The 24,659-nt window shown below is 60.5% G+C and carries 28 protein-coding genes; 13 read left to right on the forward strand and 15 right to left on the reverse strand.

Features of this window, described 5'->3' with window-relative positions:
* Window positions 1–2: 2 nt before the first annotated feature.
* Entirely contained in the window at window positions 3–1,346 is a 1,344-nt protein-coding gene (locus ACN2XU_RS22325) for a cbb3-type cytochrome c oxidase subunit I (protein ID WP_419412566.1), read from the reverse strand.
* A 13-nt stretch (window positions 1,347–1,359) separates the two neighbouring features.
* Complete coding sequence (locus ACN2XU_RS22330) at window positions 1,360–1,812, reverse strand: c-type cytochrome (RefSeq protein WP_106268900.1); 453 nt, start codon at window positions 1,810–1,812, stop codon at window positions 1,360–1,362.
* 125 nt (window positions 1,813–1,937) lie between these two features.
* On the opposite strand from ACN2XU_RS22330, the gene ACN2XU_RS22335 reads away from it, so the two are divergent.
* A complete protein-coding gene (locus tag ACN2XU_RS22335) occupies window positions 1,938–2,147 on the forward strand; it encodes a DUF1858 domain-containing protein (RefSeq protein WP_419412567.1) in 210 nt (69 codons plus the stop codon).
* Between the two features lie 3 nt (window positions 2,148–2,150).
* Here ACN2XU_RS22335 and ACN2XU_RS22340 read toward each other — a convergent pair whose 3' ends face one another.
* Complete coding sequence (locus ACN2XU_RS22340; RefSeq protein ID WP_419412568.1) at window positions 2,151–2,840, reverse strand: Crp/Fnr family transcriptional regulator; 690 nt, start codon at window positions 2,838–2,840, stop codon at window positions 2,151–2,153.
* Between the two features lie 99 nt (window positions 2,841–2,939).
* On the opposite strand from ACN2XU_RS22340, the gene ACN2XU_RS22345 reads away from it, so the two are divergent.
* From ACN2XU_RS22345 to ACN2XU_RS22360, 4 genes are all read left to right on the forward strand, one after another.
* Window positions 2,940–3,368 carry a pseudoazurin gene (locus ACN2XU_RS22345; RefSeq protein WP_419412569.1) on the forward strand — a complete coding sequence of 143 codons (429 nt, stop codon included), beginning with the start codon at window positions 2,940–2,942 and terminating at the stop codon, window positions 3,366–3,368.
* A 74-nt stretch (window positions 3,369–3,442) separates the two neighbouring features.
* Window positions 3,443–4,639: an NnrS family protein gene (locus ACN2XU_RS22350; protein ID WP_419412570.1), complete on the forward strand. Its 1,197-nt coding sequence runs from the start codon at window positions 3,443–3,445 to the stop codon at window positions 4,637–4,639.
* Between the two features lie 124 nt (window positions 4,640–4,763).
* Complete coding sequence (locus ACN2XU_RS22355; RefSeq protein WP_419412571.1) at window positions 4,764–6,017, forward strand: molybdopterin molybdotransferase MoeA; 1,254 nt, start codon at window positions 4,764–4,766, stop codon at window positions 6,015–6,017.
* Window positions 6,018–6,020: 3 nt separating this feature from the next.
* On the forward strand, window positions 6,021–6,545 hold the full coding sequence (locus ACN2XU_RS22360) for a DUF2478 domain-containing protein (RefSeq protein WP_419412572.1): 525 nt from the start codon (window positions 6,021–6,023) through the stop codon (window positions 6,543–6,545).
* Between the two features lie 67 nt (window positions 6,546–6,612).
* Here the strand turns inward: ACN2XU_RS22360 and ACN2XU_RS22365 are convergent, their stop codons facing one another.
* The 8 genes from ACN2XU_RS22365 to napF are packed head-to-tail and all read right to left on the reverse strand — an operon-like array spanning window position 6,613 to window position 13,122.
* Window positions 6,613–6,885 (reverse strand): hypothetical protein, encoded by a 273-nt coding sequence (locus tag ACN2XU_RS22365; protein WP_419412573.1) that lies wholly within the window; start codon window positions 6,883–6,885, stop codon window positions 6,613–6,615.
* Between the two features lie 21 nt (window positions 6,886–6,906).
* Entirely contained in the window at window positions 6,907–7,593 is a 687-nt protein-coding gene (locus tag ACN2XU_RS22370; RefSeq protein ID WP_136464681.1) for a NapC/NirT family cytochrome c, read from the reverse strand.
* A gap of 12 nt (window positions 7,594–7,605) precedes the next feature.
* Window positions 7,606–8,046, reverse strand: coding sequence for a nitrate reductase cytochrome c-type subunit (locus tag ACN2XU_RS22375; protein ID WP_419412574.1), 441 nt, complete (start codon window positions 8,044–8,046; stop codon window positions 7,606–7,608).
* A 21-nt stretch (window positions 8,047–8,067) separates the two neighbouring features.
* On the reverse strand, window positions 8,068–8,979 hold the full coding sequence (napH, locus tag ACN2XU_RS22380) for a quinol dehydrogenase ferredoxin subunit NapH (RefSeq protein ID WP_419412575.1): 912 nt from the start codon (window positions 8,977–8,979) through the stop codon (window positions 8,068–8,070).
* The gene (gene napG, locus ACN2XU_RS22385) at window positions 8,976–9,797 is read right to left on the reverse strand and encodes a ferredoxin-type protein NapG (RefSeq protein ID WP_419412576.1); all 822 of its coding nucleotides are present in this window, start codon (window positions 9,795–9,797) and stop codon (window positions 8,976–8,978) included. Before napG ends, napH begins: the two co-directional genes overlap by 4 nt.
* Window positions 9,798–9,816: 19 nt before the next feature.
* Entirely contained in the window at window positions 9,817–12,309 is a 2,493-nt protein-coding gene (gene napA, locus ACN2XU_RS22390) for a nitrate reductase catalytic subunit NapA (RefSeq protein ID WP_419412577.1), read from the reverse strand.
* 1 nt (window position 12,310) lies between these two features.
* Window positions 12,311–12,589 carry a chaperone NapD gene (locus tag ACN2XU_RS22395; protein WP_419412578.1) on the reverse strand — a complete coding sequence of 93 codons (279 nt, stop codon included), beginning with the start codon at window positions 12,587–12,589 and terminating at the stop codon, window positions 12,311–12,313.
* Window positions 12,586–13,122, reverse strand: coding sequence for a ferredoxin-type protein NapF (gene napF / locus ACN2XU_RS22400; protein ID WP_419412579.1), 537 nt, complete (start codon window positions 13,120–13,122; stop codon window positions 12,586–12,588). Before napF ends, ACN2XU_RS22395 begins: the two co-directional genes overlap by 4 nt.
* Before the next feature lie 253 nt (window positions 13,123–13,375).
* Between napF and ACN2XU_RS22405 the strand changes: the two genes are divergently transcribed.
* Window positions 13,376–14,737 (forward strand): ISNCY family transposase, encoded by a 1,362-nt coding sequence (locus ACN2XU_RS22405; RefSeq protein WP_419412580.1) that lies wholly within the window; start codon window positions 13,376–13,378, stop codon window positions 14,735–14,737.
* Between the two features lie 244 nt (window positions 14,738–14,981).
* Here ACN2XU_RS22405 and ACN2XU_RS22410 read toward each other — a convergent pair whose 3' ends face one another.
* The gene (locus ACN2XU_RS22410; RefSeq protein WP_419412581.1) at window positions 14,982–15,356 is read right to left on the reverse strand and encodes a helix-turn-helix domain-containing protein; all 375 of its coding nucleotides are present in this window, start codon (window positions 15,354–15,356) and stop codon (window positions 14,982–14,984) included.
* Window positions 15,357–15,358: 2 nt separating this feature from the next.
* Window positions 15,359–15,652 (reverse strand): type II toxin-antitoxin system HigB family toxin, encoded by a 294-nt coding sequence (locus ACN2XU_RS22415; protein ID WP_419412582.1) that lies wholly within the window; start codon window positions 15,650–15,652, stop codon window positions 15,359–15,361.
* Between the two features lie 201 nt (window positions 15,653–15,853).
* Between ACN2XU_RS22415 and ACN2XU_RS22420 the strand changes: the two genes are divergently transcribed.
* From ACN2XU_RS22420 to ACN2XU_RS22430, 3 genes are all read left to right on the forward strand, one after another.
* The gene (locus tag ACN2XU_RS22420) at window positions 15,854–17,239 is read left to right on the forward strand and encodes an IS1182 family transposase (RefSeq protein ID WP_419412592.1); all 1,386 of its coding nucleotides are present in this window, start codon (window positions 15,854–15,856) and stop codon (window positions 17,237–17,239) included.
* Between the two features lie 350 nt (window positions 17,240–17,589).
* Window positions 17,590–19,152, forward strand: a complete 1,563-nt coding sequence (locus ACN2XU_RS22425) for an LA2681 family HEPN domain-containing protein (protein WP_419412583.1) — start codon at window positions 17,590–17,592, stop codon at window positions 19,150–19,152.
* 311 nt (window positions 19,153–19,463) lie between these two features.
* Window positions 19,464–20,465: a GSU2403 family nucleotidyltransferase fold protein gene (locus tag ACN2XU_RS22430; RefSeq protein WP_419412584.1), complete on the forward strand. Its 1,002-nt coding sequence runs from the start codon at window positions 19,464–19,466 to the stop codon at window positions 20,463–20,465.
* 83 nt (window positions 20,466–20,548) lie between these two features.
* Here ACN2XU_RS22430 and ACN2XU_RS22435 read toward each other — a convergent pair whose 3' ends face one another.
* Entirely contained in the window at window positions 20,549–20,836 is a 288-nt protein-coding gene (locus tag ACN2XU_RS22435; protein ID WP_419412585.1) for a helix-turn-helix domain-containing protein, read from the reverse strand.
* A 68-nt stretch (window positions 20,837–20,904) separates the two neighbouring features.
* Between ACN2XU_RS22435 and ACN2XU_RS22440 the strand changes: the two genes are divergently transcribed.
* The 4 genes from ACN2XU_RS22440 (at window position 20,905) to ACN2XU_RS22455 (ending at window position 24,023) form a co-directional block, all read left to right on the forward strand.
* On the forward strand, window positions 20,905–21,318 hold the full coding sequence (locus ACN2XU_RS22440; protein ID WP_419412586.1) for a hypothetical protein: 414 nt from the start codon (window positions 20,905–20,907) through the stop codon (window positions 21,316–21,318).
* A 286-nt stretch (window positions 21,319–21,604) separates the two neighbouring features.
* Entirely contained in the window at window positions 21,605–22,000 is a 396-nt protein-coding gene (locus ACN2XU_RS22445) for a hypothetical protein (protein ID WP_419412587.1), read from the forward strand.
* A 656-nt stretch (window positions 22,001–22,656) separates the two neighbouring features.
* Window positions 22,657–23,358: a hypothetical protein gene (locus tag ACN2XU_RS22450; RefSeq protein ID WP_419412588.1), complete on the forward strand. Its 702-nt coding sequence runs from the start codon at window positions 22,657–22,659 to the stop codon at window positions 23,356–23,358.
* Window positions 23,358–24,023: an RES family NAD+ phosphorylase gene (locus ACN2XU_RS22455; protein ID WP_419412589.1), complete on the forward strand. Its 666-nt coding sequence runs from the start codon at window positions 23,358–23,360 to the stop codon at window positions 24,021–24,023. The genes ACN2XU_RS22450 and ACN2XU_RS22455 overlap by 1 nt, the downstream gene beginning before the upstream one ends.
* Window positions 24,024–24,043: 20 nt before the next feature.
* Here the strand turns inward: ACN2XU_RS22455 and ACN2XU_RS22460 are convergent.
* On the reverse strand, window positions 24,044–24,659 hold a 616-nt coding region (locus tag ACN2XU_RS22460), incomplete at its 5' end, for a HipA domain-containing protein (protein ID WP_419412590.1).

Genomic DNA, 24,659 nt, shown 5'->3' on the forward strand with positions numbered 1-24,659 from the left:
CTTCACTCTCCCGGAACGGCCACGGGGCCGGGCTTCACCACCTCGCGGCGCACCACGAGCATCGAGTAGATGAACAGCAGGGCACCAAGGACCACGGCGATGCCGGAGCCAAAGCGCATCAGGTAGAACAGGCCAAGCTGGTCCTGCACGTCCATGAAGTAATCGCCGACGATGCGTTGCATGTGCGTCTGGATCGTCCCGGCAAAGGTCAGGGTAAAGGTCATGAAGGCCATGCCACCGGTCATCAGCCAGAAGCTCGCCATGTTCAGCACCTGGTTATAGGGATCGCGGTTCCGCAGGATCGGCATCGCATAGGTGAACATCGCGAGGTTCAGGGCCACATAGGCGCCGTAGAAGGCAAGGTGGCCGTGGGCGGCGGTGATCTGCGTGCCGTGGGTGTAGAAGTTCACCCCGTGCAGCGTGTGCAAAAAGCCCCAGACACCCGCGCCAAAGAAGGCGACGGTGGACGACCCCAGCGACCACAGCAGCGCGGCCTTGTTTGGGTGGTTCTTGCGGCCCTTCCAGACCATGACAAAGGCAAAGGACATCATCGCAAAGAACGGCACGACTTCGAAGGTCGAGAAGATCGAACCGATCCACTGCCAGTAGCCCGGCGTGCCGATCCAGTAGAAATGGTGCCCTGTGCCGAGGATGCCGGAAAACAGCGCGGTCGCCACGATGATGTAGAGCCATTTCTCGATCACTTCGCGGTCCACGCCCGTCAGCTTGAGCATCAGGAAGCCGAGGATCGCGGCCATGACCAGCTCCCACGTGGCTTCGACCCACAGGTGCACGACCATCCACCAGTACATCTTGTCGAGGCTCAGGTTGTCAGGGTTGATGAAGGCAAAGACCCACAGCAGGCACAGCAGCCACAGACCCATCATCAGGATATTGGTGATCGCCGTCTTGCGCCCGGCCAGAAAGGTCAGCGAGACGTTTACGAGAAAGATCACCGCCGCGACCAGGATGCCGAACTTGACCCACAAAGGCTGTTCAAGGAACTCGCGCCCGCCATGGATGCCGACGAGGTAGGACCCCACCGCCCCCAGCGTTCCGACCACGAGGATCGCCAGCTGGATATAGGCAAGCTTGACCGAGAATATCTCGCGCTCTGACTCTTCGGGGACAAGGTAATAGGCCGCGCCAAAGAAGCCCAAGAGCAGCCAGACGATCAGCGCGTTGGTGTGGATCATGCGCACGATGTTGAACGGCAGGACCTCGGACAATGTGTTGGGCGAAACGTAGATCCAGCCCAGCAGCAGCCCGCCCAGCACCTGGATGCCGAACAGCGCCATGGCCGCGAGGAAATAGGCGCAAGCCACTTTTTGCGATTGGTATTTCATGGTTCTGTCTCCCTCAGCCCGCGTCGTTCGGCGGCCAGTTCTGAGTGTCGGTCTGATCGGCCCAACGGAGGAATTCGGCGAGCCCGCGCATCTCCTCTTCGGTGATCTCGAAATGCGGCATCTGGCGGCGGCCCTCGATCCCCGAGGGCTGCGCGGCCATCCAGCCATCCAGCATCTCGTACGCGCCTTCGGGGTCGTCCAGGACGCCCCATCGGGTCATCACGTTGCCGACCTCCGGGGCGAAATAGGCGCCCTCGCCATGCAGCGTGTGGCAATTGATGCAGGAATTGCGCTCCCACACATGTTTGCCAAGCACGACCTCATCGGTCAGGGGCATCCCGGCGGTGGCCTTGTCCACGATGTGCCGGTGGCTTTGCGCCGTGAGGGCCACGAACACGACGACGAAGAATATGGATCCCCCGTAGAACACGTTCCTTGCCCGCGATTTGGTTAGGAATTCAGACATGTCGCGGTCCTGTCGAATTGTTTCGGATAACCGCTGTCTACCGGGGCCTGACGGGCCGCTTGTTGTGCAAACGCAAAGAAGCGGACGAAAGGTGCGGGCAACATGTGGCTATGAAAGGACCGCCCATGTCACAGCCCGATTTCGACGACCCGGACCTGCCTCTGGCTGACTTGTTTGCCGCCTGGCCGGACATGGCAGGCGCCTTCATGGACAGGCGCATGCTGTGCCCCGGCTGCCTGATCGCGCCGTTTCACGCCATCACCGATGCCTGTCTGGAATACGATCTGGACGAAGACGCGTTTCGCGATGACTTGCAGGCCCGCATAAAGCCGTAGGGGTCACGCCTCGCTCAGCACCACCAATGCATGCGGGTCGGTGACCACGATATGCTTGCGGGTCGATTCGACGATCCCGTCCTTTTGCCACGCCGACAGCAGCCGGCTGACCGTGTGCAATGTCGTCCCCGTCATGTCCGAGATGTTCTGCCGCGTGACCGGAAAGGCGATCTCGATCCCCTTGTCCGACTTGCGCCCGCTTTGGTGGACCATCCGCAGCAGGGCGCAGGCGACGCGCTTTTCCACGGCCTGCGTCGCCATTTCCGTCAGGGTTTCCTGAATCTGGCCGAGGCGCTGACCAAGCGTCTTGTAGCTTTCGGTGGCAAAGCCGGGATAGCGCGCGATGAAGTCGTCCCAAACCCGGACCGGCCATGACAGCGCGATGGACTCGGCCGCCGCGATGGCTGTCGCCGGATAGGTGTCGCGCTGCAAGGCAGGGGCTATGCCGAACAACTGTCCCGGGGAAATGTGCAGGACGATGATCTGATCGCCCCCCGGCGTCGAGCGGATCACGCGCAGGTAGCCGTCAAGCAACAGGTAAAACCGTTCCGCGTCATGCCCTTCACGAAAGATCGCCGTGCCCTCGTCATAGCGGCGCGACACCGCCTGATCGAGGATCTCGCGGATCTGCGCCCGGTCCAGCAGGGAAAACGGCGGCAGGCCGGTCAGCAGGCTTTCATCGAGTTTCGGCACGGTTTCGTATCCGGAGTTTGTGCAAGGGCAACGTTCGGGCCGTCCTTGTACGGCAAATCAGGGGCAGACGAAACAGAGGAAACCGAAAGGACCGATCCGATGATCAAGACCGCAATGATGACCGCCGCCCTTGCCATGGTCGCCAGCTTGGCAAGCGCCGAGACCTTTGAAATCCAGATGCTGAACAAGGGCGAGGCGGGCGTGATGGTCTTTGAACCCGCCTTCGTGAAGGCCGCGCCGGGCGACGTCATCCACTTCGTGCCCACCGACAAGGGCCACAACGTCGAAAGCATCGATGGCATGCTTCCCGATGGTGTCGACAGCTTCAAGACCAAGTTCAACGAAGCGCTCGAACTGACCGTGGAGGCCGAAGGCGTCTATGGGGTCAAATGCACTCCGCATTATTCCATGGGCATGGTCGCGGTGATCCAGGTTGGTGATGCCGTGAACCTCGATGCGGCCGCCGCGGTCAAGCAAAAGGGCAAGGCCAAGGCCCGCATGGCGGATATTCTGGCTCAGGTCGAGTGACGCATCGTCCCGCGTCTTCAGACTTGTTCGGGCGACACGCGAGAGTCGCCCGATCTTATTGAAGGAGTTGCCCTATGTCTTCGCGTGCGCCTTTTGCCGGACCATCCGTGTTTTCCTACGGGTTCAGGCCTTTCTTCTTGGCCGCGACCGTGTTTGCGCTGTTGATCTTGCCACTGTGGTGGTCGGTCTGGCGAGGAGCCGTCGTTCTTGACGGACCATTTGCGCCGACCGACTGGCATGCGCATGAGATGATTTTTGGCTACGGCGCTGCCGTGGTCGCGGGTTTTCTGTTTACAGCAGTCCCAAACTGGACCGGACGGCTGCCCACGCGAGGCTGGCCGCTGGCTGTCCTGCTGGCGCTTTGGCTGGCGGGGCGTTTGTCGGTGGCCGGGATGATCGGGTTCGGGCCGGTCCTCGTGTTGCTTGTGGACCAGGTCTTCCTGTTGGCCGTGGCCGCGATGATCGCGCGCGAGGTCGTGGCAGGCAAAAACTGGCGAAATCTCAAGGTGCTGGTGCCTGTGTCCCTTCTTTGGCTGGCAAATGTCCTGTTTCACGTCGAAGCGATGAACGCGGGCACCGCCGACCATGGCCGCCGGCTTGGAATGGCGCTTTTGATCTTCCTGATCATGTTGATAGGCGGCCGCATTGTCCCCAGTTTCAGCCGGAACTGGCTGGTACAGCGGGGCGCCAAGTCCCTGCCAACCGCGTTCAACCGGTTCGATGCGGTTTGTCTTGTCTTCGGTGCCGCTGCCTTGGTCGGTTGGGTCGCCGCGCCTGTCGGCATGGGCACTGCGGTTCTTGCTGGTCTGGCCGCCGTCCTGCACCTGTTTCGGCTCGCACGCTGGCGTGGCCACGCAACTTGGCGTTCGCCGCTGCTTTTGATGCTGCATCTTGCATACCTGATGGTGCCGATGGGATTGGCGGCGGTGTCGGCCTCGGCGCTGGACCTGATCGCGCAGAATGTCGGAGCACATGTACTGGGCATCGGGGCCGTGACGGCGATGACCGTGGCCGTCATGATGCGGGCAACGATGGGCCACACGGGTCGTGCCTTGATCGCCGGGCGCGCCCTGGCCAGCGCGTTTGCGCTTGTGCTGACCGCGATGGTGTTCCGGGTCACGGCAGGGCAGGTCACGATTGGCGCTTTGGATGGCATCGACCTTGCAGCCGTGGCCTGGACCGCTGCCTTTGCAATCCTGGCGTTGCGGCTGGGGCCGTGGCTTCTGCAGCCCAAGGTCGCGCAGAAAGCCGTCTCCCGTTCGGCCCAATGACCTGCGTCGGCAATTCCTTTTTGCGGTTTGATCCAGATTAAGTCGCGCACTGCGGGACCTGTTAAACCTGCTCTGGAAAAGCATCTATTCGAGATTGGCCGCCACAGACAGCCCGGAGGACCGGATGAAAGACATGACAGCCGAACAGGACTGCAGCTGTGGATGTGCAGCGTCCGGAAGCCTTGGCCTGAAAGACGCGATGGCGCTGTCCGCACGGCTGGCCGCGCCCGTGCGAGAGGTCGAGGAGCTGGCGCTGTCGCAGGCCTCCGGTCGCGTTCTGGCGCGGGCCGTATGTTCGGCTTTTCCTGTCCCCCGTTTTGACAATTCCGCGATGGACGGGTTTGCGCTGTCCAGTGCGGCGCTGGAGGGCGCGGGGCCGTGGGAGCTTCCCTTGGCAGGCCGTGTCGCTGCGGGTGCGTCGGGCGCGCCGGTCGCCTTTGGAAACGCCGTGCGCATCTTCACCGGCGCCCCCTTGCCCCACGGAACGGATACCGTTGTGATGCAGGAACATGTCGCGCTGGTCGGTGATCGTGTCCAGATCAACCAACGCCCGGCGAAAGGTGCGCACGTCCGCAGGTGGGGCGAAGAAGTGGCCCAAGGGGCTGAAATTCTGCCCATCGGCTGCCGGATGACACCCAGAGCCATTGCCGTGGCCGCGTCGGGCGGGGTCGGGCGCGTCACGGTGCGCCGCCGCGTCCGGGTCGCCCTTTTGAATTCGGGCGATGAGGTGCGGCCAGCTGGCGCGACCTTGTCGGATGCTCAGATCCCGGATGTGAACGGGCCGATGCTGGCAGCGCTATTGTCTCGGCCCGACACGGACCTGGTCATGCACAGGCACGTGCCCGATACGCTCGACGCAAATCTCGAGGCGCTGTCACAAGCCAGCGCCGCCGCTGATCTGGTGGTGACGACAGGTGGCGTCTCGGTTGGGGCCGAGGATCACATGCGGGCCGCCGCGGCCGTGTTGGACGCGCGTATCGACATTCCGTCGGTCGCCATCAAACCCGGCAAACCCGTGGTGGTTGGACAGATCGGCGCTGCGCGCTGGCTGGGACTGCCCGGCAATCCCATGTCGGCCTACGTGACCTGCGTGCTGCTGGGATTGCCATTGCTTGACGCACTCTGCGGCGCGCCGGGCGCGCAGCGCTTGCATCGGGTGCGCGTGCTGAACACGGTCAGACACCAACCGGGCCGCTCCGAGGCCCGGCCAGCGGTGCTCGATGCAACGGGCTGTTCGGTGACCATTGGTGGTCCTGTGCATTCGGGACGGATGACGCCGATGGTGTTGGCCGATGGCTGCGTCCTGATCCCCGCCGACGCCGAGGCCTTGTCTCCCGGCGATACGGTGGATTTCTTGCCATTCAACCAAAGGGTTTGACCGATGTCACAGTTTGTCCAAAGCCGGCTTGGCTATGTTCTGCCGGACACGCGCGGTGGCGCGGATGCGCTGCTGTCGGCACTTGCCGCGCGTTTGCAGTCCGAAGGCCGGGTCGTAGCGGGGCTTGTGCAATGCCGGGCCCCCGAAGGGTCCGACCATCCGTGCGACATGGATCTTGCCGTCCTGCCGTCTGGGCCGCGCATCGCCATTGCCCAGAAACTTGGCAGCGGATCACGTGGCTGCCGGCTTGATCCCGCGTCACTTGAAGCTGCGTCGACCGAGGTCTGTCAGGCGCTCAGGTCGGGGGCGGATGCGCTGATCATCAACAAGTTCGGAGCACAGGAATGCCAGGGGCGCGGACTATGCGACGCCATGGTGCTGGCAATATCGCTTGGCATTCCCGTGCTGACCGCCGTCAACCGGCTGAACCACGATGGTTTCCTGCAGTTTGCCGGAGGGTTGGCCACGCGGCTGGACCTGCGGGAGGACGTTTTGCACGATTGGCTGCGCGCGCCGGTTCCGGCCTGACTCAAGCCTGTTGAACACTTGTCTTCAAACTGAAACCCGGCCTGATCGACCGGGTTTCATGGCTTTGTCAGACGGTTGCCCCCCTGCGCCGGATTGTGCAGCCGATCAAACCAGCCAGGACACCGACGACCAGTGCGACCGCGTATTCCAAAGGGGTGATCGGAACATGGGTCGAATGCGACCCGCCCAGCAAGAGCGGCGAGACGACGCCGACCCCGCCGCCCAGAATGGCGGCAACCATCGGGTTGCGGGTCATCATGCCCAGGGCCACGCCCAGAATGCCGGGCAGGCCAAGGATGCTGGCGCCGATCGTGCCGAGAAGGTCGAGAAAGCTAAGCATGTTGGGTCTCCTTACCTTCCGTCACTCGGTGCCCGAACCGAGATAGGACCTGATCGCAGCGACATCGTCATCAATCTCGCGCGTTGCCTCGGCGAGGGTTTCCACGACGTGATTGTATTCTTCGAGATAACCCGGCGGGAGATCATGCGCGATCCCTTGGTGGCAGTCGATGCAGGTCATGCCAGTATCGATGGCCTTCTGGTGGTTGTCCGCCGCGCGGGTCTCTTGAATGGTGAAGTCCATATACTCGAAGGCATGGCAATTGCGGCACTCGCGCGAGTCAGAGGCCTTCATCTTCTTCCAGACGGCGGCCGCCATTTCGAGACGCCGTTCCTCGTATTTCTCGGGCGTTGAAATCGTGCCGAGCACCTCATGATAGACGTCTTTCACGGCCATGATCTTGGCCTTCATCTTGTACTGCCATTCATGAGGAACGTGACAATCCGAGCAGATCGCCCGCACGCCGGAGTGGTTGTTGTAGTGGACGGTTTCACGATACTCGCCAAGGTTCGTTTCCATCGTGTGGCACGAGGTGCAGAACTCTTCGGTATTGGTCATTTCCAGCGTCCAGTGGAAGCCCCCCCAGAACAGGATCCCGGCCAGAAAACCGGCAATCAGCAGAAAGCCGGTCGAAAGAACGGCGGTCGGGGTCCAGATGGCATCCCAGATGCGACGGATCAGGCGGCGCTTTTCTGTCGGTTCGGACATGGGTCGTCTCCCTTAGCGCGAACTTGAGGGCTGAAAGGTGTTGCCCACCAGAGCCGGCGCATCCGCTTGCGGGACGTGGCACTGATTGCAGAACCAACGGGTGCCCGCGACGGTGTCCAACTGTGTACCATCCCGATCGAGATAGTGGCTCATGGACAGGGTCGGTGCGCCGCGGTCCCCTGCGTTGGACCAATCGTGGCACGTCAGACACTGGTTGGTGCGCAGATCGATCTGATACTGATCCAGAGAGTGCGGCACGATCGGCGGCTGTTGGCGATAGTTGCGTGCCTCGCGACCCTCTTGCTGCTGATAGATGTCGTCGACGATGTTCAGGCCGTCGATGTTGGTGTTGCGCAGGGTCTGCACGTTGGCCGCCTGTTGAGCCACTGACAGCCCCACAAGGACGACGGTGGACGCGAAGGCGGAGACCCCCAGTATGGCAAGAAGTTTCATCTATGCTCTCCGTGTTTTCGGTTAGGCGGCTTTTTCCGCGACATGAGGCTTGGCCGGTTGAACCGCATCGTCGATGCGATGGTCGAACCGGTGGGTGAAGGAAAAGACATCGACGGAACAGACGTCGATGCAGCGCCCGCAATTGGTACAGTCGGGGCTCAGGATCAGGGGCGTTTCGTTGCCCTTTCCGCGCAAGGCGGGTGTGATGACCTGCATCTCGGGGCAGACGGCAAAACAGTCCATGCAGTCGTCGCACGCCGCGCGTTTCGAGGCGCTGACGCGCAGCAGCGACCCTTGGCCCAGCAGGCCATAGAAGGCGCCAACCGGACACAGGTGGCCACACCAGCCGCGCCGGGACACGAACAGGTCGAACAGGAAAACCGCAGCGACGATCCCCCACGCGGCCCCCATGCCAAAGACCAGCCCGCGGTGGACCATGGTGATCGGGTTGAGGATTTCCCAGGCGATGCTGCCGGTCAGCCCCGAGACGACCAGCACGGTGCCAAACAGCCACAGGCGCGTATGCCGCTTGGGTTGCCAGCCTTTCGGGATATCGAACCTGGCATGCAGCCAGTGCGCCGCGTCGGTGACCGGGTTGATCGGACAGACCCAGGAACAATACATCCGCCCGCCGATCAGCGCATAGGCCACCAACACGATCAGCGCGCCGACCAGCGCCGTCACTTCCGGCCAATGGCCTGCCAGGATGCCTTGGAGGGCGATGAACGGGTCGGTCAGCGGCAGCACGTTCAGTGTGCGCGATCCCGCCAGCGTGCCGTCCACGATGCGCCAACCGAACCACGGTCCGACAAGGAAGATCGCCAGAAACAACAGCTGTGACGTGCGGCGCGCCAGCAGCCATTTATGCGCACCGAACCAGCCCTTTGCGGCAATCGCTTCCTGTCCGGTGGGAAGCCGTGTCTTTGCGCTCATTGGCCCGCCTCCGTTCCGGGAAGCTGGAAAACCGGCTCAAAGCCGCCGGGTGCGGCAAGGTTGTCGGTGCCGGGGCCTGGAAGACGATCGGGCAGATCGATCACCCCATCGACCAGAGGCGCGCCGTTCTGTTCCTGCTCTTCCCAGCCCTTGCGGTAATGGTCTGCACTCGTGGCCCGGGCAATCCGGACGGGCAGAACCTTGATCGCGGCCTCGGGCAGAACGCAGGATTTCTCGCAGATACCGCAGCCGGTGCAGCGGTCGGCGTGGACGGTCGGCGCAAAGATGGCGTGATGCCCCGAGCGGTCGTTGTGCGAAAGCTCAAGCGTGATCGCCTCGTCGATGACCGGGCAGACGCGGTAGCAGACGTCGCAGCGCAGACCGAGGAAGTTCAGGCAGTTTTCCTGATCGACCAGCACCGCAGTGCCCATCTTTGCATCGTCGATGTCGGTCAACGAAGGATCAAGCGCCCCGGTCGGGCAGGCGGCAACACACGGGATGTCCTCGCACATCTCGCAGGCCACCTCGCGCGCGGTGAAGAACGGTGTGCCGGTGGCGGGACCGTCGTAGCCCAGCTCGGCCAGCTTCAACGTGTCATAGGGGCAGTCACGCACGCACAGCCCGCAACGGATGCAGGCGCCCAGAAAATCATCCTCTGGCAGGGCGCCGGGCGGGCGCAACGCCTCGGCGGGTAGCGCGCGCGCATCGGTGGTCAGATACGCAAGGCCAAGGCCCGCCACCGCACAGCCACCGGCCATGCGCGCGGTATCCGTCAGGAACCGGCGTCGGACAGGTGACATGGGGGCGGTGGCGGGCATTTTTCAGACTTTCAACAGGTTACGCGCGCTCGACCTTGCAGGCGCATTTCTTGAAGTCGGTTTCCTTCGACAGCGGGCAGGTCGCATCCAACGTCAGCTTGTTGATCAACTGCCCCTCATCGAACCACGGCACGAACACCAGACCGCGCGGCGGCTTGTTGCGGCCGCGGGTTTCGACACGGCTCAGCATTTCGCCTCGGCGGGTCGAGATCATGATCTCTTGCCCGCGCCGCAGATTGCGGTCCCGCGCATCGTCGGGATGCATGAAGACCACGGCGTTCGGGAAAGCCCGGTGCAATTCCGGAACGCGACGCGTCATCGAACCGGAATGCCAGTGTTCCAGCACGCGCCCGGTGCAAAGCCAGAGGTCGAATTCCTCGTCCGGCACCTCGGCGGCTTCTTCGAAGGGCGCAAAGATGATGTTCGCGCGGCCGTCAGGCCGGCCGTAGAACTGCACCTCGCTGCCCGCTTCGACGTAGGGGTCATAGCCCTCTCGGAAGCGATAAAGCGTCTCTTTCCCATCGACCACCGGCCAGCGCAGGCCGCGCGCCTGGTGATACATGTCGAACGGCGCAAGGTCGTGACCGTGGTGACGACCGAAATCCGCGTATTCCTCGAACAGACCCTTTTGAACATAGAAGCCGAAATGCTTGCTTTCCTGGTTCTCGAAGCCTTCGGCGGTTTCCGACAGCGGGTAGGCGTTCACTTTGCCATTCTCGAACAGGACCTCGTACAGGGTCTTGCCGCGCAATTCGGGTTTCTGCGACAGCAACTCCTCGCCCCAGGCTTCCTCGACGGTGAAGCGTTTGGCAAATTCCATGACCTGCCACAGGTCAGACCGTGCCTCGCCCGGCGCATCCACTTGCTGGCGCCAGAACTGGGTGCGGCGTTCGGCGTTGCCATAGGCGCCCTCCTTTTCGACCCACATGGCGGTGGGCAGGATCAGGTCGGCGGCCATCGCGGTCACGGTCGGGTAGGGGTCCGACACGGCGATGAAGTTCTCGGGGTTGCGATACCCCGGGTACCCCTCTTCGTTGATGTTGGGCGCCGCTTGCATGTTGTTGTTGCACTGCACCCAGTAGGCGTTCAGCACGCCATCCTTCAGCATCCGGTTCTGAAGCACGGCGTGAAAGCCGGGCTTTGGCGGAATGGTGCCCGCCGGGATATTCCACGCGGTTTCACAGATCTCACGGTGCTTGTCGTTCGTCACCACCATGTCGGCGGGCAGACGGTGGGCAAAGGTGCCGACCTCGCGCGCGGTGCCACAGGCCGAAGGTTGCCCGGTCAGCGAAAACGGCGAATTGCCCGGCTCGGAGATTTTGCCCACCAGCAGGTGCACGTTGTACATCAGCCCGTTCACCCACGACCCGCGGGTGTGCTGGTTGAAACCCATCGTCCAAAGCGACATGACCTTGCGGTTCGGGTCGGCGTATTGCTGCGCCAGCCGTTCGAGCTGTGCGGCGGGTACGCCGGAAATCTCGGAAGCCTTCTCGACGGTGTATTCCGCCACCGATGCCGCGTATTCCTCAAAGGTCATGTCCGCCAGCTTGCCCGAGTTCGGGTTCGCGGCAGCCTGTTGCAGTTCGTGTTCGTCGCGCAGGCCATAGCCGATATCGGTATCCGTGCGCTTGAAGTTGACGTGCTTGTTGACGAAATCCCAGTTCACCGCGTCGTTCTGGATGATGTAATTCGCGATGTAGTTCAGGATCGCGAGATCGGATTGCGGCCGGAACACCATGCCATTGTCGGCCAGCTCGAAGCTGCGGTGTTCGTAGGTCGACAGAACGTGGACTTCGGCACCGGGCTTGGTCAGGCGGGTATCCGTCAGGCGAGACCACAGGATCGGGTGCATCTCGGCCATGTTCGACCCCCACAGGACAAACGTGTCCGCGTGCTCGAAGTCGTCGTAGCAGCCCATCGGTTCGTCGATGCCAAAGGCACGCATGAAGCCGACCACCGCAGACGCCATGCAGTGCCGCGCGTTCGGGTCGATGTTGTTCGACCGGAACCCGGCTTTCATCAACTTGGCGGCAGCATAACCTTCCCACACGGTCCACTGGCCCGAGCCGAACATGCCGACCGAGGTCGGGCCTTTCTTGGCCAGCGCCTCTTTCCACTTCTCTGCCATGATGTCGAAGGCCTCGTCCCAAGACACCGGTTCGAACTGGCCATTCTTGTCGTAAACGCCGTTGGTCTTGCGCAGCAGCGGCATGGTCAGGCGGTCCTGGCCATACATGATCTTGGACAAGAAATAGCCCTTGATGCAGTTCAGACCGCGGTTCACCGGTGCTTCGGGGTCGCCCTGCGTGGCGACGACGCGCCCTTCCTTGGTACCCACAAGCACGGAGCAGCCGGTGCCGCAGAAACGGCAGGGCGCCTTGTCCCAGCGGATGCCGGCATTGCCGGCAGCCTGAGCAACAGCGTCGCCCGGCAGGGTCAATCCTGCTGCGGCGGCAGTCGATGCAGCGGCGGTGGCCTTGAGAAAGGTGCGGCGGGATTCAGATACGGTCATGTCAGATCTCCGGCTGAAGGACGGGGTCGGCGGCGGATGCCGCCTGCGACAGGTCTTCGAAATGGTGGTAATTGAGGGACAACGAGATCACGCCCGGGATCTGATGCAGGCCCATGATGATCTCCGAGGCCCGCGCCTCGTTCGTGTCTTCGACCACGACGACAAGGCGGCCGTCGTCGGTCGCGGCGTGGATCTCGACGCCATCGGTGCTTTCCATGCGCGCCCGCGCGGTGGGCAACTGAGCCTGCGCGACATGGATCAGGCATCCACAGATGTTCATTGGACAGTCTCCTTCCCGGCATGATCGAAATGCTCAAAGCGCACGGCCTGCGCCGGACACGTGAACGCGCATTCGCCGCAACCCGAGCACTGATCCGTGTCGATCTCGGGAACGGCGCGACCGGCCGTCATCAATCGAAAACGGATGGCGCGAGGCTCGCAGGCATCTTCGCAGGCGCGGCAGGCGATGCCCTGAAATGACAGGCAATTGGTCTGGATCGTCGCGCGCCAGGGCCAAAGGGTGATTTTCTCGGCCAAGAGCGCACCGCTGGGGCAAGCTGCGCTGCAGTCGCCGCAAAACGTACAGGCTCCACGTGTGAAATCGACGATGGGATGTGCGCTACCCGTCTTCACGATGATGGCCTCCGGGCAAGCGACGACACAGTCGCCGCAGTTTGTGCAGAGTTCGACAAATGTTTCCTGTGCGCCGGGTGGATACATCGCCAACCCATCGCTCTGCCGGAAACGCCCGCGCAGGAAATTTCGTCTGCCTTCCAGTGACCTCATCAGAGCCCCGCCAGTGTCGAGTTCCAAAAGTGTCTAAATATCAATCAGAGGAACAACTTTGACCTGAATCAAGCGCCCAACACATTCTTTTTGGGGAATATTTTGGACTCAAGACGCCAATGTGCTGAGGATCCACCGTATGATCATCACGGTGTTTTCTGAACTGTATTTACATAATCAGGATTACCGGCCCATACGGTGTAAGCAAAGTTAGACTGACCCACATCTGCAAATCAGAAGTGTCACACTCCCCCTGTTGCTGACAGGATTGGAGTGGACCGTGGGACTGGTGTTGATGAGCGAACGAGATCTGAACCGTGTCGAGATTTTGAGCCAGGTCGTGCAAGGCCGCATGACGGCAACGAGTGCGGCGAACCTGCTTGCGCTGAGCCGCAGACAAGTCCAACGCCTGTTGAAGTACTTCCGAACCGAAGGCCCTGCCGCGATCCGGCACAAGGCGCGCGGTCGGCCGTCGAACAATCGGATCGATCCGGCGGTGCGCGCTTTGGCCTTGACGTTGGTGCAGGAACAGTACGCTGATTTCGGACCGACGCTGGCGGCCGAGAAGCTGGCCGAAGACCATGGCCTGAAGGTGTCCCGCGAGACGCTGCGCAAGTGGATGCAGGATGCCGGGTTATGGTTGTCGAGAAAGCAGCGGCGGACATTCCACCAGCCGCGCCTGCGCCGGGAATGTTACGGCGAGCTGATCCAGATTGACGGCTCGGACCATCACTGGTTCGAGGACCGCGGGCCGCCCTGTACCCTGCTGGTATTCGTGGATGACGCGACCAGCACCTTGATGCACCTGGAATTCGTGAAGTCGGAAAGCACCTTCAGCTACTTCGGCGCCTTGGAACGCTACCTGCATGAACATGGTCGCCCCGTGGCTTTCTACAGCGACAAGCACAGCGTGTTCCGGGTGGCGCAGCAAGGTGCCCGGACGGGCCACGGCACCACCCAATTTGGGCGCGCGCTCAACGAGTTGAACATCGAGATCCTCTGCGCGAACAGCTCTCAGGCCAAGGGCCGTGTCGAGCGGGCCAATCGCACGTTGCAGGATCGGCTGGTGAAGGAGCTGCGGCTGGCGGGCATCTCGGACATGGCCGCGGGGAACGTTTTCCTGCCGGGGTTCATGGAGCGCCACAACGCGCGTTTTGCCAAGACCCCGCGGCGGCCCGACGACCTGCACCGTGCGTTGAACATGGAGCCAGACCGCATGCGCGAGATCCTGTGCCTGAGGGACGAGCGCTATGTCGGTGCCCAGCTTGCGTTTTCCTACGACCGGCACCGGATCATTCTGAAAGAGAACGACATCACGCGCGGCCTGCCTGGGACGTATGTCGACAGCTATGAGTTCGCAGATGGTCGGCTCGAGTTCCGCTGGAAAGGTGTCTCGCTACCCTACTCCGTTTTCGACATGGACCAGCGCGTGACCCATGCCGCGATCACCGAGAACAAGCACCTGAGCGCCGTGCTTGAGCACATCAAGGCCGAGCAGGAAAAGGCGCCACCCAAGAAGAAGCGCGCAGGCAAGCAGCGCACGATCTACGAGCCGACCGGCCGCCGCAACACCGGCTGGTCCTCCCTCGCCGACCGCAAGCGCAAGGCTGACCGCGCAGCCGGTCAGGGCTCCGATATGTGAGGTCTCCGCCCTGCCCGGCTGCGCTCTCGGCGCTCAAGATGGGACATTTCTGCTTTGCTAACCACGCGACAATTCAACTTGATTGCAACATACGGAATTCTCAAGCGACGTTTGACAATTTTGAACTTATATTCAGTGCCTTACGGCGCACTGGCATGTTCAGTCCGTTATTGCTTTCACCATGCAGCGGCCTGAAGCAGGCCCCTTCTCGCCAAGAATTCATCCGCGAGGCCCAACTCTTCGGTCATTGCTCGAGGTGGTACGGCTGGATCAGGGTCTCGGCTGGAATCTTCCAAGCTGCGTTGATCTTGCGGATCATCTCAAGGGACAGGCCACGCTTCTTCGAAAGGACCTCGCTGGCGCGCGGACGGGATCCAAGCACTGCGGCCAGTTCTACGGGCCCCTTGTGGGTTTCCTCCATGTAGACACACAGCGCCTGGATGGGATCAGGTGCCGCGATCGGATGATGGCGGTTTTCATATGCTTCGATGAGATCGGTCAGGACATCGAAGCGATCTGCCTCGGGCGTTCCGGGCGTCGGCGGCGAAACGAAATACTGCTCGACCTCGGCCAGCGCCCAAGTGAGGTCCTCTTCGGTCTTGATCGGTCGAATATCCATGTTCACACAGTTCCCGGGTTGATCCTGTCGTATTCCTTGTGCGTGCCGACAAACTTGATCAGCACACGATGGTAAGGGCCATAGGCCACATGCGCGACCAGCCTGTAGTCGTTGCCTTTGATGTTGAAGACGATCCTGTCCCCAACTTGATCCGCTGAGTTGAAGGTCTTCCTGACATCGGCGAAGTTCTCCCATTGCGCACCAGCGACACGGTCGTGCCAGACCGTCAACGGCAATTCCGCCCGAGGATGGCGAGACCAGAACTCGCGCAAGGTGCGCTTCGAAAGAACTCTCATGGGGCCATAGTATTTCCCAAAATGGGAACAGTCAAGGCAAGCTTCCCACTACGGGAACAAGGCTCTGCGAACCCCTACCCGGCATACACTCTCCATGTGACCGCAGCGAACATCACCATCGGCTTATTTCGTTGAAAAACTCACGCTTGATCGAAGGCCCGTCGGCTGATTCAATTCCCGCAAAGAGTGGGAGGATCGGCGATGATGGGACCGCGGCAGGAGGCGCAGCCGGCGCTGTTTTATGAGTTCTCGCTCGAGGATCACGTGCCCCGGAGCCACCTCCTGCGCTCCATCGACCGGTTCGTGGACCTGTCCGGCATCCGCAGCTACCTCGCCGATTTCTACAGCCATACCGGGCGGCCGTCGGTCGATCCCGAACTCCTGATCAGGATGCTGCTGGTGGGCTATTGCTTCGGCATCCGGTCGGAGCGGCGGCTCTGCGAGGAGGTGCATCTGAACCTGGCGTATCGGTGGTTTTGCCGCCTCGACCTGACAGATCGCATCCCGGATCATTCCACGTTTTCGAAGAACCGGCACGGGCGTTTCCGCGACAGCGAATTGCTCCGCCATCTGTTCGAGACGACCGTCGCGCGGTGCATCGAAGAGGGCCTGGTCAGCGGGCAGCGCATGGCCATCGACGCCAGTCTGATCGAGGCCGATGCCAACAAACAGAATTCGACGCCAAAGGAGGAGTGGGACGCCGGGTCGATCAATCCCGCCGACGCGCTAAGGGCGGTGCGCGAGTATCTCGATACCCTGGACGAGGCTGCGTTTGGCGCAGCGAGCGAGGTTCAGCCCAAGTTCACGTCCCATTCCGACCCGGCCAGCCAATGGACGGCCGCCCGCAAGGGCCCGGCATTCTTCAGCTATTCCGACAACTACCTGATCGACACCGACCATGGTGTCATCGTGGACGTTGAGGCCACGCGCTCAATCCGGCAGGCCGAGGTTGGATCGACCAAGACCATGCTGAAGCGCGTGAAGGCCAAGTTCGACTTGCACCCAGAGCGCCTGATCGCGGACACGGCCTACGGCACCGCGCCGATGTTAGGATGGTTGGTTGACCGCAAAATTGCTCCGCACATCCCTGTCTTCGACAAGTCTGGGCGCAGCGACGGGACCTGGTCCCGGGCCGACTTTGAGTGGGATGCCGAGAACAATCAATACATCTGCCCTGAGGGCCACGAGCTGAAGCAGTTCCGCCGGAACTACTCCGATCCCAATCGCGGGCCGACCGGCAAGGGCGTCGCCAAATACCGGTGTTTGAAGCACACCTGTCAGGCCTGCCCATCAAAGGCGCGCTGCTGCCCGAACATGGACTTCCGGTCTATCACCCGCGAGGAACATGAAGATGCTCGGCAGGTCGCCCGCGACATTGCGAAGACCGACCAATACGTGATCTCGATGAAACTGCGGAAGAAGGTCGAAATGCTCTTCGCCCACCTCAAGCGGATTCTCGGCCTGAACCGGCTCCGATTACGCGGACCATACGGCGCAAATGACGAATTTCTTCTCGCCGCAACCGCCCAAAACCTCCGGAAACTGGCTAAGATCCTTCCTGCACCGCAGCAACCGCGAAAAGCCTGACAGGAAAGGCGCTCGCGCCATGTTCAGCCGTCGACATTCTGCGCCCGCGAACGGGTGTTTTTCCACGGAATCGGCGGAGAACGGGCGTTCGCTGCTCTTGCGAACTTGGACGCCATGTAAGCAAAGGCGGACTTGGGTAGCCAGATCTCTCCACATTCTTGCTGCAAAAGTTTGCGGAGAGTATTAGCTTCGAGAAAAACACAGGAGTTTTCGATTATGAGCAGTCAGATCGCAAGCCAAGGCAACCTATTCACACCCGATTTTTTGCCCGAATCTATTCAGGATGATTCGGAATGAAATACATGAGCGCGCTCGCCGTCGGAAACCCGGTCGCGGAGATCAAGGTTTAGATGGAGAGACGCTCTCTCATCGAAGAGCTACACGCTCTCGCGGATGAAGATCCTGCCGCCGCTCTGGCACGGATTCGTGAACTCGGAGATAGCGCCGAAGAAGCCTTTGCCTCCGCTGCCATCCTCATTGACTGTGGCGGGCACTTAGGCAACTCCATAGCCATTAACAGGGGCGTAGAAATACTGGAAGAGTTGCGCAAGGATTCCGAGCCCGACCCTGGCCTCGCCTACAATCTCGCCAATGGTCTGCAAACCCGCGCACGGCTGGTATATGGGCCGTGCTCTCCCTATTTTGGCCAGTCTTTTGAGGATCACTTTCAGGCTCGAATTCGCTTCGGGGAGGCGGCTCGATCGCCACATGCACCGTTTGAGTTGGCCTCTCAGGCGCTAACCAATATGGGCACGCTCTTTCAGGATACCTCGCGTTGGATTGAGGCATTAGACTGCTTTCGAGAAGCCCAAAATGTCTATCCGAAGAACGCAGTAGCAATGCTCAAAGAGCTCACGTTGCTTCAGAAACTTGGCGATTTGTTCCAGTCAGACCCGCATAGTTACCAGTGTTACGGCCATATACCGACAATCGTCGATAGGATACGCATCCTCGCCGGAAACATTGACCGCAACTTAGGTACGCTCATCGCCTTCTCTGGTACAGCAGCGCTTCCATTCGCACAGCAGCAAATTGCAATGGCAAAGGCGCTTCCTTCCAGATCACAAGGAACGATCGACAAGCCCTATTTTCAGTTCGTCTCCAAGAATCAACTTGCGTTATTTCTCCATTGCAGCGCGGAAGGCTTTGAAGCGGGGATTTTCGATGTGCTGACCATCCCGACCATTACGAGAACAATGGATGATGAGGACGGTGTACCTGAAATCTATGCTATGCTGAACGTGATGAAGACCGATTTTGCTTTTGCGCGGCAGGTCTACTTTGAGGTCCTCGAAGATGACGCTGACACGCCCTACTTTGAGACTACGACCCACGGGGACACATTGGATTACGCGCTTTATGGGGTGCGCTATTCGGCACTGACCAGTGCCCAGCGCATCGCCTTCGACATCCTGGACAAAGTTGCAGTCGCCATCGCTTTTTATCTGAAAATTCCCAAGGCCCATAAGGTGAGTTTCGCAACACTCTGGGGGCGCACAGAAAAAGGCGGATCGTTTCGGATTCACGATGAAATCGCTCGATGCCTTTCCAAGGGCAATTTCGGCCTGATAGCCCTACACAATATCTTCCATGATATGTCGAGTGATAATAGCCGAGGTGTCGGCATCATGGAGGCGCACAAGAGCTATCGAAATTCCTCCACCCACCGTTTCACGGTGCTTCATGATTTTGGCAAGCAAGAACGCAAATCCCCTTCGCTCGCAGTGGACCATCAGGACATCATGGAATTTGAGCGGATGACACTGGACTCGCTGAAGCTCGCTCGTTCAGTGATATTCTACTTTGTGGACATGATCATGTTCGCGGAAGCGAGCAGGCCAAAGCGCGATGGTGGCATCACAGTCCCAATGTCAGTCCCGGATCATGCATACATTCGCGGCCGGTACGATTGAGCAGCGACGTGTAAAGCAACGCATGAATGTCGGTTTTGCGGGCTGCAACAGCAGCAAGTTGGCTGGTCGGTGAATGTCCGTTGAGGGCCGTTCACGACCTGAGGGACGACCATGGTTCGCAAATTTTCAGTGTTTGTTTCCTGCGCACAACCGACCTCGGGCCCCTCAAGATGCTGCGCAATTGGTTTGGCCGCTTGTCTTGCAATCCAGCTTGTCTGGGAAGGGCATGTCCGCAAACCGTGTTGGTCGGCTTCGCTCTTGCCTTGTTAGGCCAAGATACCTACACAGAGAGAAACTTTGTGTAGGTAAACATGCCCACTTCCATTCCGCTGAGCATACAGACGACCTATCGCGATCTGCTCGACCGCCATGCGCGACGGCCCATGCCCGAGATCGAAGGCTCGGTCTCGCTCGTCCGAAATGGCGGCCATGACTATTGGGTGGTGCGCCGACGCATTGGCGCACGGGTCAAAGAGACACGTGTCGGTCCCGATAACGAGGAGACGCGGATCAGGGCCGAACAACTTCGAGAAGAGAACGAGGCCGTGCGGAACTGGGCACGCGAGGCTGGTATGTTCGTGGCCCAGTTGCGCGCCGCGCGCATGCCGACGCCGACGACCGGGACCGGCAAGCTCATCAATGCGCTCGCGCGGGTCGGCTTCTTCCGTGCGGGAGGTGTCCTCGCGGGGACGCATGCCTACGGCCTCTATGCGCTGGAGCTCGGCGTCCGCGCTGAGGACGCGCTTGCACTGACTGAAGATGTAGACATCGCCGCATCACCCACTGTGCGCGTCATCTCCGAGAGCCGTCGGAGCCTCGTGACTGACCTCGAGGGCGTCGGATTGACGCCGGTTGCAGGGCCTGGCGAGGCCCACCCCTTGAGGTGGCAGACCGAGGACGGTGTTGTCCTCGACGTGCTGACGCCGAAGCGGCGCGGCGGCGATATCGCCGTCCGGCACGACGGCCTGGGCGTCTGGGCGCAAGCGCTGAGCTACCTCGACTACAGTCTCCAAAATCCGCTTGATGCGGTCGCACTCTATCGGGAAGGCGTGCCTGTCCGAATACCTGCGCCGGAGCGGTTCGCGGTGCACAAGCTGATCGTCGCCGCCATCCGCAGCGGCACACACCGCGCGAAGACCGAGAAGGACCTCTCCCAAGCGGCCTGGCTCATTGAGGCACTCGTCGAGGCGCGTCCTTTCGAGTTGGCCGAGGCAGTCGAGAACGCGCGCCGACGCGGACCAAAGTGGCGCCGGGCGATCGACGCCTCGCTCGCCCGGCGCGCGGACGTAGCGGAGATGATCGACGGTCTGTAGGTGATCCGTGGCACACTCGGAAATGCCAAGAGCACACCAACACGGTTTGCGGATATGCTCCTACCAAGATGATCTGCCAGTTGTCAGTTTCCTCGATTGTCGGTTTCGATTTCAATTGGTGACGGATCGCTCCGCAGGTCGCCGATTTGTCGCTTCAAGAATAGCGCAGGGTCGTCATCCAAAACTCCGATCCACTCCCAGCACTCAAGAATATCAAGCCGACGCTCGCACAGTTCGACTTTTGCGACGTAGGATCGATTGCGACTTAGCAAGCGCGCAAGTTGCGTTTGTGACAAGCCCTTCGCGTGGCGGAGGCCGACAAGCGCTTCGATCAGATCGCGGTATTGCTTGGTGTGCTGCGTGCCGGCCATGGGGGCTCTCGGATGTGGACATGCACCGGTAACCCATGTAAGCAATGCTCCCAAAATAGGAGCAAAAGATGCAAGACGACGGTTATGTTCTTTTGGACGGTAGGGTGTTCGAGAAAGGGTGGCTTCACGTGATGCGTTTGCGCTTGACCGGCCGTGTGCCGATCCAAGTCGCGAAGACTTGCTTGAAACTGGGTCTGCTCGATTATTGCTGGGATAAAGGGCTTGAAGACCTGCGTTTGACATCGCTGGGTGCGAAGCTGACGGACCCCGGACCTGCCTCATTCACGGTGGACAATTGTGATCACGTCGCACGAAGTATGCTGGACCAGGGTTTCCAGCTGACATGGTTTTCAGTCGACGAGCGCAAGGAACTTTGCCGCGGCAAGGGAACGGAGTTCGGTCAAGTGTATCATGACATGCTGACCGCCGGGCTCGCGCGAGCATCGGCTTTGCCGGGACTTAAAGACAACAGCCGTGTGTGAGGTCACAAACAGATGAAACTTGAACTACCCCGCGAAGCTGGCGCATGCTCGCGGCAAATTCACAGGCTTTCAAGCGACACGAGGTCGGCGCGCTGGTCAGGATGTGTTTTGGGACCAGGAGACGTGATCAACGGGGATGGCGGTTGGAGGCGAAAGCAGCGAAACCCGCAATGAACGGAATGTCGCATATGGCAGATGTCCCATGGTTTGGATCGAGACGCGGCCTGCTGATTGCCAAGTACGTCTGCGAGACCAACAGTGTCCCTTTGCATAGGGGGCTTGGAGCTTGACCGCAGAGATGTTCGAGCTTCGCAAACATGGCTTTCGAAAACTGCCTATTTCAGGACCAGGCCACTTGGAGTGGTTCGAACGGAACATCAATGGGTTCGACGGAGACGGGTATGACCCGCTCAGGTTGAACGTCTACCTGACGCGCGACGGGGGCTTCACGACCATATGGTTCGGTTTGTTGGACTCAGCTGCCGCTGAGCACAAGCTTGGTGTTGTCGCTGATCTCAGCGTGAACCTTTCGGAGCTCTACGAAGAAATCTTGTTTAGAGGCGACATCGAATCCCCTGCTTTCGGCGCAACGCTTCTTGAGGCGATCCGAGTGGATCAGAAACGGGCATGCGTATTGAAAATGTCAGGAAAATTTGGCTTGGAATGTCATGCAATCAAATGATGTCAACACTGAAGCAGACCGCGATGACACGGGAACTGAGGACAAACCGCCAATTCTTCAGTTGAAGCCTCTGGATGGTGTCACGTATATCGCGGTCAGCGATAAGTCTGACAAAATGGACGATGATCTATTTGATCTGTTGATACGGTGTAACCCCGACAAAGCGCCGCCGGGTTGAACCAATGGCGCTCGCAGCATGCCCTTGGTATTTAGTAGTGTCCGTATTTCGTGTTGGCAGAAATGTGCGGAAAAAAGTGCACTCCGCCGGTTTGCTCCGGAGCGGCGATTTTCATGTAACTGCGGATCAGAGCGGGCGGTCGAGACAGTCAGCCCATGCCATGAATGTCGAAGGTCGAACACCCTGTCCAAGCTTGGGTAGGGCATTTTCAGATATCCTCAGCTACTTAAACGACGCGAGACACAAGGTTGTATCTACTCAACTCTCGAAGAAATCGTCGGGAGTTGAGTAGATCAGTGCCCATGTCGAGACTGATGACAGGAGGCAACACAAGACCATGTCGAGCATTTGGCTGAAGAGCCCCGCCGCAATACGGTACGGAGCTTTGCTGCTTCGGACCACGGCATGAACCTTGCAAAAGGGAAGGATGTGCTATATATGTTAGGAACACAGAACTCCATATCTGAGGTAGCAACGTATGCATTTCCTCCTACAGACTGAAGAGGACTCCACCGCCATCGTCGCCGAGGCGACGAAGGGTACCCATGGTGCGCGCCACGTCATGAGCTACGAGCAGCTCGAAGCTCATGCCACTAAAAGCGGTATGTTGATGGTTTTTGTAGGGGATTTCGAGGGCCCGGAGCACCTGCCGGAGCGCCAAAAGGCGATCCGTTTCGCAGAGGCGGCCGAAGCGGCTCTCTCTCTTGAGCTGAAGGCGCTCGCCGACGGCTATCGCAGGCTGATCCGGGAGAGCCTTCCCTCTGGCCGCAACCTTGCCGTCAAGGCGGCGCTGAACCGGATTCGGGTGCAGGAGCAGTTCCTGGCTGAGCTGGATATGGCCGATCAGGCCGAGGCTTGCGAGTTGCTACGGCTGTCGAAATCGAACCCATCCGCGACGCTGCGGCGCGTGGAGGATCGTGGCGAGATCATCCGCATCGACCGGGACGGACGGCCCTTTTATCCGCTTTTCCAGTTCGATGTAGAGAACGGACGCATTTATCCGGTGATCCGCGAGATCAACAGTCTTCTCCCGGAGGCATGGAGCAATTTCCGCCTCTGCTACTGGATGAGCCGCAAGCATGCTGATTTCGGGCGCGCGCCCGCGGAGCTGCTGGGGAAGGCAGATGCAGAGATCATTGACGCCTTCCGGCGGGCTATCGAGCCAGTGGTGCATGGCTGATGCCGGCAACGATCGCCATTGATTTGGCGGATCCGGTCCCGGATAACTTCCGAGCTCCGCTCTCCAAGGAGCTTTCGGCCGGCATGGAGCTGCACCGGATCCATCATGGCGACTATGGGTCTTGTCAGTTCAACGGGACAGATCGCGGAAATGCGCGTTTCTCCCCGATCCGCGATGCGCGGGGCGATGTCATCCCGACTATCTATGCCGGTCAGTCCTTCCGTTGTGCGATTTGCGAAATCATCCTGCGCGCGCCAGATGCAGCCCCAGATCCCGGCGCGCTGACGGTGGTATCCCCACAGGACTTCGAGGCCTATCAGCACTCCGCAATCCGGACCAAGCGGGACCTGAAACTGATCGACCTGACCGCAGTGGGGCAGCGCGCGGTGGGGCTGATGGGCAATGCGCTACTCAGCGGCGGCACGCTTCACTATCCGGCGACACGCGCCTGGGCGGAAGCCATCCACACCCATGTGAGATGGGCGGAAGGGATCTTCTACACCTCTTACCAGTGCGGTCCGGAATTCGCGTTGGTGCTCTTCGGAGATCGCTGCGTGGACGCCTTGGATGAGATTGCGCCAGCACGCCCGGTGCGCGCGGCCTCGGTCAAGGACGAGATTCGCGAGATCGGGGAAATGATCGGGATCGAATACGTCGACATCTGACCATACGCGTCGCAACAAGCTTACTCTAAGCGGCTACAGTAGTGACTGATATGTGAATGTAGCGAATAAAGAAGGCGGCGCCTGCTATCTGGGAAGGCGTCGTCATCAACACTTATGGCATAGGCTGGGTCGAGACAGACGATTTTTGCGGGTGAGCCCTCGAAGGCGTAGGAGTTGAGGACCGCTCGGTTGGCGAGCGCACTGCGGTCCGTCTCTGTGAGGCGCGCCTCCTCGGCCGCCTCCGCAAACGCCGCGTGAATCGTTTCGACCTGGTGTGCGATGATCTCCACGGCCGCCGCGGCCGAGAGGCCGAACATCGGGGCTGCTTCGATCGCAAGCGCCACCCTGCTCTCGCGCGAGGTGCCATGCACCCGAATCGCCTGGTTGGCCTTCCGGCCCAGCCGCGGGCGCAGCTCGATGTCGTAGGCAGGCGTGAGCGTGAGCCCTTCGCCATCCCAGACGGCCGCGTGATTGCGGGCGTGATCGTCGGTGTTCCCGATCAGGAGGTTGGAGACCATCCGGCGGAAGAGCTCGATCTGGGTTTTGAACTGATGCGACCTGAACCGCGCCGGGTTTGCCGGAGGCTCCAACTCCTGAGTAAGGTGGAGCATCATGAGCAAGACAACCAACAAGTTT

Source organism: Pacificoceanicola niger (genome assembly GCF_048553275.1).
GTDB lineage: Bacteria > Pseudomonadota > Alphaproteobacteria > Rhodobacterales > Rhodobacteraceae > Pacificoceanicola.